Source organism: Amycolatopsis sp. NPDC104819 (assembly GCF_055583145.1).
Genome location: NZ_JBVJON010000018.1, coordinates 18468 through 32443, shown reverse-complemented (window position 1 = coordinate 32443; position 13976 = coordinate 18468). Strand labels below are relative to the sequence as shown.

At 69.7% G+C, this 13976-nt stretch carries 13 protein-coding genes and 2 tRNA genes; 12 read left to right on the top strand and 3 right to left on the bottom strand.

Annotated features, from left to right (window positions below):
• Positions 1-58 precede the first annotated feature (58 nt).
• Positions 59-556 (top strand): FBP domain-containing protein, encoded by a 498-nt coding sequence (locus tag ACZ63E_RS40390; protein ID WP_465341597.1) that lies wholly within the window; start codon positions 59-61, stop codon positions 554-556.
• Here ACZ63E_RS40390 and ACZ63E_RS40385 read toward each other — a convergent pair.
• On the bottom strand, positions 553-1365 hold the full coding sequence (locus ACZ63E_RS40385; RefSeq protein ID WP_465341596.1) for a class I SAM-dependent methyltransferase: 813 nt from the start codon (positions 1363-1365) through the stop codon (positions 553-555). The genes ACZ63E_RS40390 and ACZ63E_RS40385 overlap by 4 nt on opposite strands.
• Positions 1365-2048: a FadR/GntR family transcriptional regulator gene (locus ACZ63E_RS40380; protein WP_465341738.1), complete on the bottom strand. Its 684-nt coding sequence runs from the start codon at positions 2046-2048 to the stop codon at positions 1365-1367. Before ACZ63E_RS40380 ends, ACZ63E_RS40385 begins: the two co-directional genes overlap by 1 nt.
• 56 nt (positions 2049-2104) lie before the next feature.
• Between ACZ63E_RS40380 and ACZ63E_RS40375 the strand changes: the two genes are divergently transcribed.
• The 4 genes from ACZ63E_RS40375 (at position 2105) to ACZ63E_RS40360 (ending at position 4446) form a co-directional block, all read left to right on the top strand.
• Positions 2105-2716 (top strand): GNAT family N-acetyltransferase, encoded by a 612-nt coding sequence (locus ACZ63E_RS40375; protein ID WP_465341595.1) that lies wholly within the window; start codon positions 2105-2107, stop codon positions 2714-2716.
• A complete protein-coding gene (locus ACZ63E_RS40370; RefSeq protein WP_465341594.1) occupies positions 2713-3066 on the top strand; it encodes a VOC family protein in 354 nt (117 codons plus the stop codon). The genes ACZ63E_RS40375 and ACZ63E_RS40370 overlap by 4 nt, the downstream gene beginning before the upstream one ends.
• 180 nt (positions 3067-3246) lie before the next feature.
• Positions 3247-3594 carry a hypothetical protein gene (locus ACZ63E_RS40365; RefSeq protein ID WP_465341593.1) on the top strand — a complete coding sequence of 116 codons (348 nt, stop codon included), beginning with the start codon at positions 3247-3249 and terminating at the stop codon, positions 3592-3594.
• 78 nt (positions 3595-3672) lie between these two features.
• Entirely contained in the window at positions 3673-4446 is a 774-nt protein-coding gene (locus ACZ63E_RS40360) for a sulfite exporter TauE/SafE family protein (RefSeq protein WP_465314082.1), read from the top strand.
• Here ACZ63E_RS40360 and hisC read toward each other — a convergent pair.
• On the bottom strand, positions 4436-5491 hold the full coding sequence (gene hisC, locus ACZ63E_RS40355; RefSeq protein ID WP_465341592.1) for a histidinol-phosphate transaminase: 1056 nt from the start codon (positions 5489-5491) through the stop codon (positions 4436-4438). The two genes, ACZ63E_RS40360 and hisC, sit on opposite strands and share 11 nt — an antisense overlap.
• 146 nt (positions 5492-5637) lie before the next feature.
• Between hisC and ACZ63E_RS40350 the strand changes: the two genes are divergently transcribed.
• The 7 genes from ACZ63E_RS40350 to ACZ63E_RS40320 all read left to right on the top strand — a co-directional run bounded on the left by ACZ63E_RS40350 (position 5638) and on the right by ACZ63E_RS40320 (position 13964).
• Complete coding sequence (locus tag ACZ63E_RS40350) at positions 5638-6267, top strand: dienelactone hydrolase family protein (RefSeq protein ID WP_465341591.1); 630 nt, start codon at positions 5638-5640, stop codon at positions 6265-6267.
• Between the two features lie 84 nt (positions 6268-6351).
• Positions 6352-8331: an acetoacetate--CoA ligase gene (locus tag ACZ63E_RS40345; RefSeq protein ID WP_465341590.1), complete on the top strand. Its 1980-nt coding sequence runs from the start codon at positions 6352-6354 to the stop codon at positions 8329-8331.
• Between the two features lie 37 nt (positions 8332-8368).
• Complete coding sequence (locus ACZ63E_RS40340; protein WP_465341589.1) at positions 8369-10084, top strand: phosphatidylglycerol lysyltransferase domain-containing protein; 1716 nt, start codon at positions 8369-8371, stop codon at positions 10082-10084.
• A gap of 65 nt (positions 10085-10149) precedes the next feature.
• A tRNA-Ser gene (locus ACZ63E_RS40335) sits at positions 10150-10239 on the top strand.
• Between the two features lie 41 nt (positions 10240-10280).
• Positions 10281-10354 (top strand) — tRNA-Arg (locus ACZ63E_RS40330).
• A 635-nt stretch (positions 10355-10989) separates the two neighbouring features.
• The gene (locus ACZ63E_RS40325; protein WP_465341588.1) at positions 10990-12615 is read left to right on the top strand and encodes a glycosyl hydrolase family 18 protein; all 1626 of its coding nucleotides are present in this window, start codon (positions 10990-10992) and stop codon (positions 12613-12615) included.
• Positions 12612-13964 carry a cellulose binding domain-containing protein gene (locus ACZ63E_RS40320; protein ID WP_465341587.1) on the top strand — a complete coding sequence of 451 codons (1353 nt, stop codon included), beginning with the start codon at positions 12612-12614 and terminating at the stop codon, positions 13962-13964. Before ACZ63E_RS40325 ends, ACZ63E_RS40320 begins: the two co-directional genes overlap by 4 nt.
• Positions 13965-13976 lie beyond the last annotated feature (12 nt).

Genomic DNA, 13976 nt, shown 5'->3' with positions numbered 1-13976 from the left:
GATCGTACGGCCGAAAATCCGTGGCCACCGCCGGTGGCCGGTGGTTACCGTGCGGATCATGGAGTCACTCGGCCAGGAGGAGATCCGGGCCTCGTTCGTCAACTGCACCCGCGGCGAGGCCAAGGGGGTGACGCTGCCGGCCCGGCCCGAAGAGATCCCGTGGGAGCGGCGGCAGTTCCTCGGCTGGCGTGACCCGAAGGCGCCCGGGCGCGCCTACCTCGTGCTGCCCTACGGCGGCGAAGTGGTCGGGCTCGCCCTGCGGGCCGCTCCCGCGCCAAAGTCCCGGCTGCGCAGCAACATCTGCGGCTTCTGCACCACGACCCACGGCCTTGCCGACATCACGCTGTTCTCGGGCAGGCGCGCCGGGAAGCTCGGCCGCGAAGGCAACACGCTGGGCATCTACGCCTGCGGGAACCTGGGGTGCAACCAGTACGTCCGCGGGGAGCTGAAGTCCGACGTGCCCCAGCCGCACGAGACCTTGACGCTCGAACAGCGTCTCGCGCGCCTCGAGGAGCGGGTGCACAAGTTCGTCGCGCGGGTGCTTGAGTCTCGTTAGAAGCGGTACCGCACGATGTGCGCCATCTTCGCCAGCGGTGGCACGTACTTCACCAGCCGGAGCTGGAACCGGGTGAACGGCCGCAGCCGGGCCATGACCTCCGGGGTCGACCAGTGCGCGGCGTCCAAAGAGGACACCATCGTGAGGCCGTCGCGCTCCAGCTCGTGCGGGTCGTTCACACCCCAGTGCAGGGTCGCGCCCACACGGCGCACGGGGGTGTTGAGCTTCTGCGCCTTGATGCCGAGCCGGTTGAAGACGTCGCAGACCAGCTCGCCGGACGGGAACTTGGCGACCAGGCGCCGGATCAGCTCGTGGCCCTTCTCCGGGTCCAGGTACATGGTCAGGCCCTCGGCGACGATCAGCGCCGGCCGGTCCGACGGCACCTGGTCGAGCCACGCGAAGTCGGTCACCGACGTGCCGATGTTCGTGTGGTTTGGCGCCGGCGCGAAGAGCTTCTCGCGCAGCTCGACGACCTCGGGGTAGTCGACGTCGTACCAGTGCACGGTCTCCGGCGGGGCGAGGCGCTGGAACCGGGTGTCAATACCGCAGCCCAGGTGCAGCACGATCGCGTCCGGGTGCTTCGCGAGGTAGTCGGCGGCCCACGCGTCGATCGGCTTCGCCCGCAGGACGACGCTCACCGCGCTGTCGCGGGTGATGCCGAGCTGGGCGAAGTCGTAGTCGATCCGGCGGACGGCTTCGTCGGCGGCGTGGTCGCCGAGCACGGGGTCGGCCTCGCGGCTGTCGAGCGCGCGGCCGTAGAGCGTGGCCAGCATCGTGGCCTTCTCTTCGGTGAAGTGCACCTTCTCCATCAGCGCTCCTCCGCGGCGAAGTCGTGCGCGTACGTCTTGGCGTCGACCAGGTGCTTGAGGGTCAGCTCGCGGGCCGCGGCCGGGTCGGACCGGCGGATGGCGTCGAGGATCGCGCGGTGCTCGTCGACGGCCTTGCGGATCTGGCCGGGCAGCCGCAGCGCCAGCCGCCGCTCCTCGCCGACCAGGGCGAGCACCGACCGCAGCAGCCCGGCGACGTCGTCGTTGCCGGCGTTCTGCGCGATCACCCGGTGGAACTCGGCGTCGGCGGCGATGACGTGCAGCATGTCGCCGTCCTCGGCCGCCTTCGCCATCTCGTCGACGTTGTCCTCGAGGCGGCTGACGGTCTTCGCGGTGGCGTGCCGGGCGAGCCGTTCGGCGAGGGTCGGCTCGACGGTCGCACGCAGGTCGAAGAGCTTCTCGACGAGCTGGTCGTGCTCGGTGAACCAGGTGCGCAACGGCTGTTCCTGCTGCTCACGGACGTAGGTGCCGGAGCCGGCGCGGATCCGGACGTAGCCGATCGAGTCGAGCACGCGCAGCGCCTGCCGCAGCGACCCGCGGCTGATGCCGAGGTCCTCGCACAGGACGCGTTCGGCGGGCAGCCGCGCGCCCGGCGGCAGCTTCCCGGAGTCGATCAGCGACCGCAGCCGGTCGACGGTCGCGCTCCAGACCTGCTCGGTGTCCACGGCGTCCATCTTCTCAGCTCCGGAAACTGTCGGGGGTGGCTGCCATGATCACCGGCATGGACATCTTGGGGGCGTGGGTGCGCGGCTGGGCGGTGTCGCGGGCGACTCCACCGCCGGTCGAGGAGCCGGACGGCTACCGCGTCGACGTCGGCTTGCCGTGGCACCGAGTCCGCTACCTGCTGCGGTCACCGTCGGCGGTGGCTTCGCGGGCGCGGACGGTGGCGGCGCCGGGCACGTGGCTGAAGACGTGCGGCGCGCGTCCCGCGGTGGTCGAGGGCCTGACAGCGGAGTGGGAGGTGGGGGAGACGGAGTACCTGATGACGTTCGACGGCGTCTGTCCGCCCGCCGAGGTCCCGGCGCCCTACGCGGTGACGGTCAGTGGCGAAGGCCCGGTGTGGGAGGTGGCGGTGACCGCTTCGGGCGAGCCGGCGGCCCGCGGCTGGGTCGCGGTGGATTCGGGGGTGGCGGTGTTCGACCGGATCGTCACGGAGCCCGAACACCGGCGCCGAGGGCTCGGCCGGGTGGTGATGCACCGGCTGGGCGTCGCCGCGAGGGCGCGGTCGAGCGTCCTGCTGGCATCGGCCGCCGGGAGTGAGCTGTACGGCGCGCTGGGCTGGCGGGTGGCGTCCGAAGTCGTCCCCGCGCACGTACCGGAAGGAGCGCCGTGACCGCACGCTTCAAGGACCTCGCACTGGACGCGACCGACCACCAGGCCCTGGCCGACTGGTGGTGCCGGGCGATGGGCTACGTCCGCCGTGACTCCCTCACCGGCGACGAGCGCCCGGAAGACTGGCCCGTCCCGATCGTCGACCCGGCGGGGAAAGGGCCGCTCATCTGGGTCAACCCGGTGCCCGAGGCGAAGACGGTCAAGAACCGCATGCACCTGGACGTCTTCGGCGACCCGGCGGAGCTGGCGGAACTCGGCGCGACGCTGGTCCGGCCGCGCGGCGGCGACCTCGAGTGGGAGGTGATGGCCGATCCGGAAGGCAACGAGTTCTGCGTCTTCACGCCGCCGTGACCGGGACCGGTCCCCGAGTTCCGGCCGTACCGTTGCCACTCGACGGCCGAGGGGAGCGACGTGACCAACCTGCGCCTTGCCGGGATCGGGGCACTCGGACTCCTGCTCGCCGCGTGCGGCGGTGCCCAGGAACCGGCACCCGCACCGCCACCACCCGCGCCGCCGACCTCGGCAGCGCCGATGACCGCACGATCCTTGGCGACCGTCCTCGGGGAAGCGGAAGTCACGAAGCTGGACGCGATCGGCAGTGTGCTGCTCTCCTGCGTGCCGGACCTGTCCCACTGCTACCACTCCGTGGCCGCCGTGCGCACGGGCGTCGCCGAGGCGCAGGCCAAGATCAAGGCCGATCCCGACGCGTCCCGCTTCGCCGCGGCGCTCGAGAAGCTCGACGAAACCGGCAAGCAGGCGGATGTCCTGCAGGGGTGCGAAGAGTGGTTCACCAGCGACGGCGGCGCCGGCGGGAAGGGCTGCTCCGCCGCCTTCAACGACGTGGTCGCGCTCTTCGGCGAGTTCCGCGCCCTGATCTAACCGACGGAAGTGTCTGACCAGACACATCCGCGTCGCGGGAGTGGCCCACCATGCTTAGGCTCCGCACGTGAGCGCTTCATGACGTGGTGGCACGCGGTGATCATCGTGGTCGCCGGGATCTGGGCCGGCACCATCAACGCCGTGGTCGGGTCGGGGACCCTCGTGACCTTTCCCGTCCTGGTCGCGCTGGGGTACCCGCCGGTGACGGCGACGACGTCCAACGCGATCGGGCTCGCGCCCGGCACCCTCAGCGGCGCCTGGGGTTACCGGCACGAGCTCACCGGCTACTGGCGGCAGACCGCCAAGTTCGCCGTCGCGTCGTTCCTCGGCGCCATCGGCGGCACCATCCTGCTGCTGTCGCTGCCGAAGGACGCCTTCGAGGCCGTGGTCCCGGTGCTCGTGGGGCTGGCCGTGATCCTCGTGATCGTGCAGCCGCGCGTCTCGAAGTGGGTCGCGAAGCGCCGCGAGGACAACGGCGAAGAGCACAAAGCCGGGCCGCTGCTGATGTTCTTCATCTTCCTCATCGGCATCTACGGCGGGTACTTCACCGCCGCGCAGGGCGTGATGCTGATGGCCGTGATGGGGATGCTGCTGTCGGAACCGCTGCAGAAGCTCAACGGCGTCAAGAACGTCCTCGCCGCCGTCGTCAACGTCGTGGCCGGGGTGATCTACGCGTTCGTCGCGCCGATCAGCTGGCCCGTCGTGCTGTGGCTGGCCGTCGGCTCGACCGCCGGCGGCTTCCTCGGCGCGAAGATCGGCCGGAAGCTGCCGCCGGCGGTGCTGCGCGGCGTGATCGTGGTGATCGGCGTCGCCGCCGTGATCCAGCTGGTGGTCAAGCAGTTCAGCGACTGAATTCCCGCGCGGCGGCCAGGAAGAGGTCGTTCTCGTCGCGGGTCCCGATGGTCACGCGCACGCCGTCACCGGCGAACGGCCGCACCACCAGCTTGCGGTCCAGCGCGTGCTCGGCGAACGGCACGGCCTGGTCCCCGAGCGGCAGCCAGACGAAGTTCGCCTGCGTCTCCGGCACCCGGTACCCGGCGGCGATCAGCTCGTCGCGCACCCGCCCGCGTTCGGCGATGATCTCCTGGCAGCGCGCCAGGAGCTCGTCCGCCGCGTCGAGCGACGCCAGCGCGGCGACCTGCGCGAGCATGTTCACCGAGAAGGCCACGTACACCTGGCGAAGCGCGTCGGCGACCGCTTCCGGCGCGACGGCGTAACCGACTCGAAGGCCCGCGAGCCCGTACGCCTTCGAGAACGTGCGAAGCACCATGACGTTCGGGCGCGTGCGGGTGTACTCGATGCCGTCGGGAACTTCCGGGTCGGTGACGAACTCCTTGTACGCCTCGTCCAGCACGACCAGCACGCGCTGCGGGACCGCGTCCAGGAAGCGCTCGAGCTCGGCGCGGCGGACCGCCGTCCCGGTGGGGTTGTTGGGGTTGCAGACGAAGACGATGCGCGTCCGGTCGGTGATCGCCGCGAGCATCGCGTCGAGGTCGAGCTCCTGGCCTTCGGTGATCGGCACCTTGACGGAGACGGCGTGCGCCACCTGCGTCACGATCGGGTAGGCCTCGAACGACCGCCAGCCGAAGATGACCTCGTCGCCGGGCGCGCACGCGGCCTGGATCGTCTGCTGGCACAGCGAAACCGAGCCGCAGCCGATCGCGACGCGCTCGACCGGCACGTCCAGCTCGCGCGCCAGCCGCTCGCGCAGCAGCTGCGAGCCGGTGTCCGGGTACCGGTTGACTCCCGCGGCGGCTTCGGCGATGGCGCGGGCGACGCTCGGCAGCGCACCGCCGGGCACCTCATTGCTCGCCAGCTTGATGGCGCCTTCGATCGTCCGGCCGGGGATGTATTTCGGCAACGATTCGAGATCGGCACGCGGGGACACGGACGACATCTTCGGCGCTCCTCCGGTTGAACGGGACAACCCCGTCACCGTATCTTTTCCGGCCGCCACCACGCGAGTCCCTTCAAACGGTTGCCGGTGCAGTTACCTGCGACACTGGGTTCCTTCCGTTCACCTCGAAGTGATTGAGTGACGCAATGACGTCGACCAGCACCGTGGACTACCAGCGCACCGACGGCCGTGCCCTCCGCCTGACCTTTTCGGAACCCGAGGGCGCGCTACGCGGTGGCCTGGTGGTGCTGCACGAAGCGGACGGCGTCACCGACGGTGTGAAACTGCTGCTCGCGAGCCTCGCCCTCGAAGGCTGGCTGACCGTCACCCCGCACCTCGAGAACGACCAGCTGACCCAGCAGGACCTCCTTGACGCGACGGACATCACACTCGCCTGGCTCGTCGAACGCGGTGTCCAGGCCGACCTGCTCGGCGTCATGGGCTTCGACCTCGGCGGCACCGCGGCGCTCGTGGTCGCCTCGCACCGCAGGCTCGGGGCCGCCGTCAGCGTCGGCGGGCAGCAGGTCGCGGAGCTGCCGGCGCTGGTCGAGATTGCCGGTCGGCTCACCAGCCCGTGGCTCGGCATGTACGGCGACGCCGGTGACGAGGCCGGCGGCGCCGAGGTGGAGCGGCTGCGTGACGCCGCGGCGTCGGCGAAGGTCGCCACGAACGTCGTCCACTACCCGGGTGCGAACCACCGCTTCGACGCCGACCCCGGCGCGGCCGCCGAGGCCTGGCAGCGCACGCTCAACTGGTTCGACGCGCACCTGCGGTGATGTCGGCGCCCGCCACACCCGGGGCGGGCCGAGTGTCGGTTTCGACCACAGTGACTTCGTGATCCGAGGGATTAGGCTCGGGGCGTGACGCACACCGCCGACGCCCCCGAAGTGCTCTGGCGCCCCGAGCCGAGCCACGTTGCCGACACGAAGATCGAAGCCTTCCGCCAGTGGCTGCGGGCCGAGCGCGGGGTCGAGGTGGACGACTACCGCTCGCTCTGGGAGTTCTCCGTCGACCGCGGCCCGGACTTCTGGCAGGCGGTCGCGGACTTCCTCGGCGTCCGCTGGCACGACCAGCCGGGCGAGGTGCTCGCGGGCGAGATGCCGAACGCCGTCTGGTTCCAGGGCGGCACCCTGAACTACGCCGAGCACGCGCTCACCCCCGGCGTCGCGGGCGCCGCGAAGGGTGACGACGAGACTGCGGTGATCTTCCACCGCGAAGACGGCTTCGCGGACCAGCTGACGTACGGCGAGCTTCGCGCGCAGGTCGCGGCGGCCCGGGCGGCGTTCCTCGAGCTGGGCGTCGGCAAGGGTGACCGGGTGGTCGCGCTGGCGCCGAACTGCCCGCAGACGCTGGTCGCGTTCCTCGCGGCGGCGAGCATCGGCGCGGTCTGGTCGTCGTGCTCGCCCGACTTCGGCGTCCGCGCGGTCGCCGACCGGTTCGTCCAGATCGAGCCGAAGCTGTTCTTCGCGGTCAACGCCTACGCGTACAACGGCCGCCAGTTCGACATCCGGACGACGGTCGCCGACCTGCGGGAGAAGCTGCCGTCGCTGGCCGCGACCGTGGTCGTCGAGTACGTCGGCGAGGGCCGGCTCGAGGGCGCGCACGACTGGGCCGAGCTGCTCGCGAAGCACGAGGGCGCGCCGCTGCTGTTCGAGCCGGTCGAGTTCGCGCACCCGCTGTGGGTGCTCTACTCGTCCGGCACCACGGGCCTGCCGAAGGGCATCGTCCACGGCCACGGCGGCATCACGCTGGAGCACCTCAAGGCCCTCGCGCTGCAGACCGACCTCGGGCCCGGCGACCGGTTCTTCTGGTTCAGCACCACCGGCTGGATGATGTGGAACTTCCTCATCTCCGGCCTGCTGGTCGGCACGACGATCGTGCTCTACGACGGCAACCCGGGCTTCCCGGACCTGAACGCGCTCTGGCACCTGGCCGAGCAGCACCGCGTCACCTACTTCGGCACGTCGGCGCCGTACATCCAGAGCTGCCTGAAGAAGGGCATCAAGCCCGCCGAGCGCTACGACCTGACGGCGTTGCGCGCGCTGGGCTCGACCGGCGCGCCGCTGAGCGTCGAGGGGTTCCGGTGGATCGTGAACGAGATCGGCCCGAAGGTGCAGATCTGCTCGGTCTCCGGCGGCACCGACCTGTGCGCGGCGTTCGTCGCGTCCGCGCCCGACGTGCCGGTCTGGCTGGGTGAGCTCTCCTGCCCGGCGCTGGGCGCCGCGGTCACCGCGTTCGACGAGGCCGGCAACGCCGTCGTCGAGCAGGTCGGCGAGCTGGTGATCACCAAGCCGATGCCGTCGATGCCGGTGTTCTTCTGGAACGACCCCGACGGCTCGCGCCTGCGTGAGGCGTACTTCGAGATGTACCCGGGGCTGTGGCGCCACGGCGACTGGATCCGGATCACCAGCCGCGGCTCGGCGGTCATCTACGGCCGCAGCGACTCGACGCTCAACCGGGGCGGCGTCCGGATGGGCACGGCGGAGTTCTACCGGGTCGTCGAGGGGTACGACGAGATCGCGGACTCCCTGGTCGTGGACACCTCGGCGGCCGGGAACGAAGACGGTCAGCTGATCTGCTTCGTGGTGCTCGCGGACGGCGTCAAGATCGAAGACATCGAGCCGACGCTGCGGAAGGAGCTCCGTAGCGCCCTGTCACCGCGCCATGTACCCGATCGGTTCGTCGTGGTTTCCGAGATTCCTCGTACCTTGAACGGTAAGAAGTGTGAGGTACCGGTGAAGAAGATCCTCGCCGGTGTGGCTCCCGACCGGGCCGTCAGCCGCGACGCGCTGGCCAACCCGGCGGCGCTGACGCCGTTCGTGGAGCTCGCCGGGGGGTAGATGGGGGAAGCATGATCGCCTGCAACGGGTTGCACAGGTGGTGACGGGGACACGCGCGCAGACCACCTGGCGGGTGGCGGGGGCCACCACCGTGGGGGTGATCACCTGGGTGACCCGGCTGGCCGGACTGATGACGCTCGTGTCGGTCCTGGTGCCGGCCGGGCGCCGGAACCTGCGCGGGCGCCTGTCGGAGTGGCTGGAGCTGCCGCAGGACGCCACCGTCGCCGCGGCGACGATCGCGCTGGTCACGGGCGTGCTGCTGGTGCTGCTGGCCGCCGGCCTGCGGCGTCGCAAGCGCCGGGCGTGGCAGCTCGCGGTCGGCGCGACGGTGCTGCTCACGGTGTCGCACCTGGGCCTGCGGCACGTCTTCGGCGCCGGGCTGGTGTCGGTCGTGCTGCTGGTGGGCCTGATCGCGAACCGCCGTTACTTCGTCGCGAAGCCGGACCCGGTGGTCGGACGCTGGCGCGCGGTGCGCGTGTTCCTGCAGCTGGTGCTGGCCGGGTTCGTGATCAACGTCATCCTGCTGTCCGTGGCGTCGCACGCCGTGCTGGAGCCACTGAGCTTCCCGGACCGGCTGGCGGAGTCCGCGCTCGCGCTCGTCGGGGCGAGCGGGCCCGCGGTCTTCCACCAGATGTGGCTGGAGGACATGACGGCCGCCGTCGGGCTGCTGTTCGGCCTCGCCGCCGTCCTGGTGTCGGCGTACTTCCTGCTGCGCTCGGCCGAGCCGGCGCCGCGGCTGACCGACGACGAGGTCACACGCCTGCGCAAGCTCCTGGACGAGCACGGCGAGCGTGACTCCCTCGGGTACTTCGCGCTGCGCCGCGACAAGTTCGCGGTGTTCTCCCGCACCGGCAAGGCCGCGGTCACCTACCGCGTGATCGCCGGGGTGGCGCTCTGCTCGGCCGACCCGCTCGGTGACCACGAGGCGTGGCCGGGCGCGATCGAGGAGTACCTCGAGGTCTGCCGCCGCAACGGCTGGGTCCCGGCGGCGATGGGTGTCTCCGAGCTCGGCGCGACGGTCTGGGCCCGGTTCGGCCTGGAGGTGCTGGAGATCGGCGACGAAGCCGTCGTCGACGTCGAGGACTTCACCCTGGACGGCCGCACCATGCGCGGCGTCCGCCAGGCCGCGGCGCGCACCAAGCGCGCGGGCTACAAGGTGCTGGTGCGCCGCACGGAGGACCTGCGCCCGGGCGAGCTGGCCGAGCTGGAGGCCCTGGCCGCGAACTGGCGCGGCACGGACACCGAGCGTGGTTTCTCGATGGCGCTGGGGCGCATGGGCGACACGGGATCGGTGCTGGTGACGGCCGAGCAGGGTGGCCGGGTCCGCGGGCTGCTCCAGTTCGTGCCGTGGGGCTCGAAGGGCCTCTCGCTGGACGTCATGCGCCGCGACCGCACGGCCGACAACGGTGTCAACGAGCTGATGATCTCGGAGCTCCTGCTGGCCGCCCGCCGCCACGACGTCGAGCAGGTGTCCCTGAACTTCGCGGCGTTCAGAGCCCTGATGGAGCAGGGCCGGCGCATCGGCGCCGGCCCGGTCGCGCGCATGTCCGCGAAGGTGCTCCACTTCTTCTCGCGCTGGATCCAGATCGAGACGCTGTACCGCTTCAACGCCAAGTTCCAGCCGCGCTGGGTGCCGAGGTACCTGGTGTACCCGGGCGTCCGCGAACTCCCGCGCGTCGGCATCGCGACGTTCGAGGCCGAGGGGCTCGGCGGACGATCTCCGCGCCTGCTCAGACTGCTGCGCCGAGCGTGAGGGGGGTGCCTTCGGAGGTGGTCCGGGGGGTGTGTAACCTATCTGAGCAGTGGTCGTTGGGCCCAGGAGGCTTCGCCTAGTCTGGTCTATGGCGCCGCACTGCTAATGCGGTTGGGGGTAACCCCCCCTCCCGGGTTCAAATCCCGGAGCCTCCGCTGGTGCCCGGTTCGCCGGGTGCTAGGTTACAACTGAACACGCGCCCGTAGCTCAGCTGGATAGAGCATCTGACTACGGATCAGAAGGTCAGGGGTTCGAATCCCTTCGGGCGCACGTCTGGTTGAGACAGCAGTACCGAGCAGGGCCTCGTTTCCGACAGGAAACGAGGCCCTGCTTGCATTCGCGGACAGTCCACTGCGGAACCTGGTCAGCCCACCAGGAAGTGGACCAGGTTGCCGACGCTGTGGATCGCGAAGTAGGCGATGTCGGCGGCTGCGTAAACGATGTCCGAGATACCCATGGTGAGTCCTTCCGTCGGTGTGTCCAAAGGGGTTACCGCGCGGTAATGGGTAAAGCATTGGGCCAAACGGCCTAATTGGCCAGGCTTTAACATTGCTTTACCCCAGTTGGGGGATCAATGACGAACGTCACCTGGCGCGGGCGATGAACTGGGTCACAAGAATGCTGCGAATGGTCGCGATCTGTGCTCCAGGTCGGGCTTTCCGCGTCGCGCGGACCCGGCGAAGGGATGCGACGGTGTCTTCCGCACCCCTTGGTTCGGCTGCTTTGTGTAACTGGACTGGACCAGTCAACTCGCCAATTCCGCAACCGGTCCGGCGCCTTCGGCACTCTCTGTACTCGTGCTTCCATAATTGGTCTGGACCACGTAACGTCTTCGCAAACGGCGCAAATCACCGTCTTGGTCCCCCCTGGTGCGCGTCGGCCTGTACCTGGCTCAAGGGAGAGTTATGTCCAGAAAGAGATGGCACCTCCTCGGTCTCTTCACCGCGGTCGGCGCGATCGCGATCGGGCTCGTCACCGTGCCGGCGAGTGCCGCCGGTGGTGTCAGCGCGAGCTTCACCAAGGGCTCCGACTGGGGCACCGGCTACGAAGGCAAGTACACGATCGCCAACGGCTCCGGTTCGGCGCTGCCCAGCTGGACGGTCGAGTTCGACCTCCCGTCCGGCGCGAAGATCGCTTCGCTGTGGGATGGCAGCTACACCGCCGCCGGCCAGCACGTCACGGTCAAGAACACCTGGAACGGCAACGTCGGCAACGGCGGCAGCGCCAGCTTCGGCTTCAACGTCTCCTACTCGGGCGCCTTCGCCGCCCCCTCCAACTGCCGGCTGAACGGCGGCTCCTGCGACGCTGGCGGTGGCACCCCGACCACCACGCCGACCACTCCGACGCAGCCGACCACCACCCCGACCACGCCCACCACGCCGCCGACGACGACCACCACCCCGCCCCCGCAGGGCGGCCTGAAGAACGTCGGCTACTTCGTGCAGTGGGGCGTCTACGGCCGCAACTACCACGTCAAGAACATCGAGACGTCGGGTTCGGCGAACAAGCTGACGCACATCAACTACTCGTTCGGCAACGTCACGAACGGCTCGTGCACCGCCAACGACGACCCGTACGCCGACTACCAGAAGACCTACGACGCCGCGGGCAGCGTCGACGGTGTCGCCGACACCTGGGACCAGCCGGTCGCGGGCAACTTCAACCAGCTGCGCAAGCTGAAGAAGATGCACCCGGGCCTCAAGGTCATCTGGTCGTTCGGCGGCTGGACGTACTCCGGTGGCTTCGGCCAGGCCGCGCAGAACCCGGCCGCGTTCGCGCAGTCCTGCTACAACCTGCTGAAGGACCCGCGCTGGGCCGACATCTGGGACGGCATCGACATCGACTGGGAGTACCCGAACGCGTGCGGCCTGAGCTGTGACTCCAGCGGCGCCAACTCGTACAAGAACCTGATGTCCGCGCTGCGCTCGAAGTTCGGCTCGTCGTTCCTGGTCACCTCGGCCATCTCGGCGGACGGCAGCAACGGCGGCAAGCTGGACGTCGCCGACTACGCCGGTGCCGCGCCGTACCTCGACTGGTTCAACGTCATGACCTACGACTACTTCGGCGCCTGGGCGCCGCAGGGTCCGACGGCCCCGCACTCGCCGCTGACCAACTTCACCGGCATCCCGACGCCGGGCTTCTACTCCGACGCGGCGATCCAGAAGCTGAAGAGCAAGGGCGTCCCGTCGAGCAAGCTGTTGCTGGGCATCGGCTTCTACGGCCGTGGCTGGACCGGCGTCACGCAGAGCACGCCGGGTGGCACCGCGACCGGCCCCGCGCCGGGCACGTACGAGCAGGGTATCGAGGACTACAAGGTCCTGAAGAACTCCTGCCCGTCGACCGGCACGTTCGCCGGCACCGCCTACGCGAAGTGCGGCAGCAACTGGTGGAGCTACGACACCCCGGGCACCATCGGCGGCAAGATGTCCTACGCCAAGCAGCAGGGTCTCGGCGGCGCGTTCTTCTGGGAGCTGACCGGTGACACGAGCAACGGCGAGCTCATCACCGCGATGAAGAACGGCCTGTCGTGAAGCGCCGGTGGTTGCCGGCGCTCGGGCTGGCGGCCGCGGCCGCCACGATCGGTGCGATGTTCGTGATCGCTCCGGCGAACGCGGCGGGCGGCGTGTCCGCGACCTTCTCGAAGGGCTCCGACTGGGGCACCGGGTACGAGGGCAAGTACACGATCGCCAACGGCTCGGGCTCGACGCTCACCTCGTGGACCGTCGAGTTCGACCTGCCGGGCGGCGCGAAGATCGCTTCGCTGTGGGACGGCAGCTACACCGCGGCCGGCCAGCACGTCACGGTCAAGAACACCTGGAACGGCAACGTCGGCAACGGCGGTAGCGCGAGCTTCGGCTTCAACGTGACGTACTCGGGTTCGTACGTCGCGCCGTCGAACTGCAAGCTCAACGGTGGGTCGTGTGCGGCCGGGGGGACACCTCCCACCACGACCACACCGCCGCCTACGACGACACCCCCGCCCACGACCACCCCGCCGCCGGGCACCGGCGGCAAGGGCGCGCCGTACCTGTACATGGGCTGGGGCAGCCCGCCGAACCCGCAGACGGTGATGAACGCGACCGGCGTCAAGTGGTTCACCATGGCGTTCATCAACGCCTCCGGTGGCTGCAACCCGGCGTGGGACAGCAGCCGTCCGCTTTCGGGCAGCGCGGACGCCAACGCGATCGCGCAGATCAAGGCGGCGGGCGGCCAGGTCGTCCCGTCGTTCGGCGGCTGGAGCGGCAACAAGCTCGGCCCGAACTGCTCGACGTCGGCCGCGCTGGCCGGCGCCTACCAGCAGGTGATCAACGCGTACGGGCTCAAGGCGATCGACATCGACATCGAGAACTCCGACGAGTTCGAGAACGAGGCCGTGCAGGACCGGATCCTGGGCGCGCTGAAGATCGTCAAGCAGAACAACCCGGGCGTGCAGACCATCCTGACGTTCGGCACGTCGACGACCGGCCCGAACTACTACGGCAACCGGCTCATCGACCAGTCGAAGGCCCTCGGCGCGAACGTGGACGTGTTCACGATCATGCCGTTCGACTTCGGCGGCGGCTCGAACATGTACGCCAGCACGACGAGCGCGGCGAACGGCTTGCGGGACAAGCTGAAGTCGACGTTCGGGTGGAACGACGCCACGGCGTACAGCCACCTGGGCATCTCGGGCATGAACGGGCTGTCCGACCAGCAGGAGCTGACGGATCTGTCGACCTGGACCCAGATCACGAACTGGGCCAAGTCGAACAAGATCGGCCGCCTGGCGTTCTGGTCGGTCAACCGCGACCGCGGCTGCCCCGGCGGCGGTGTGCAGTCGGCGTGCAGCGGCATCGCGCAGAACGACTGGGATTTCACGAAGGTGACGGCGGGCTTCTGACGTCGTTGTGAA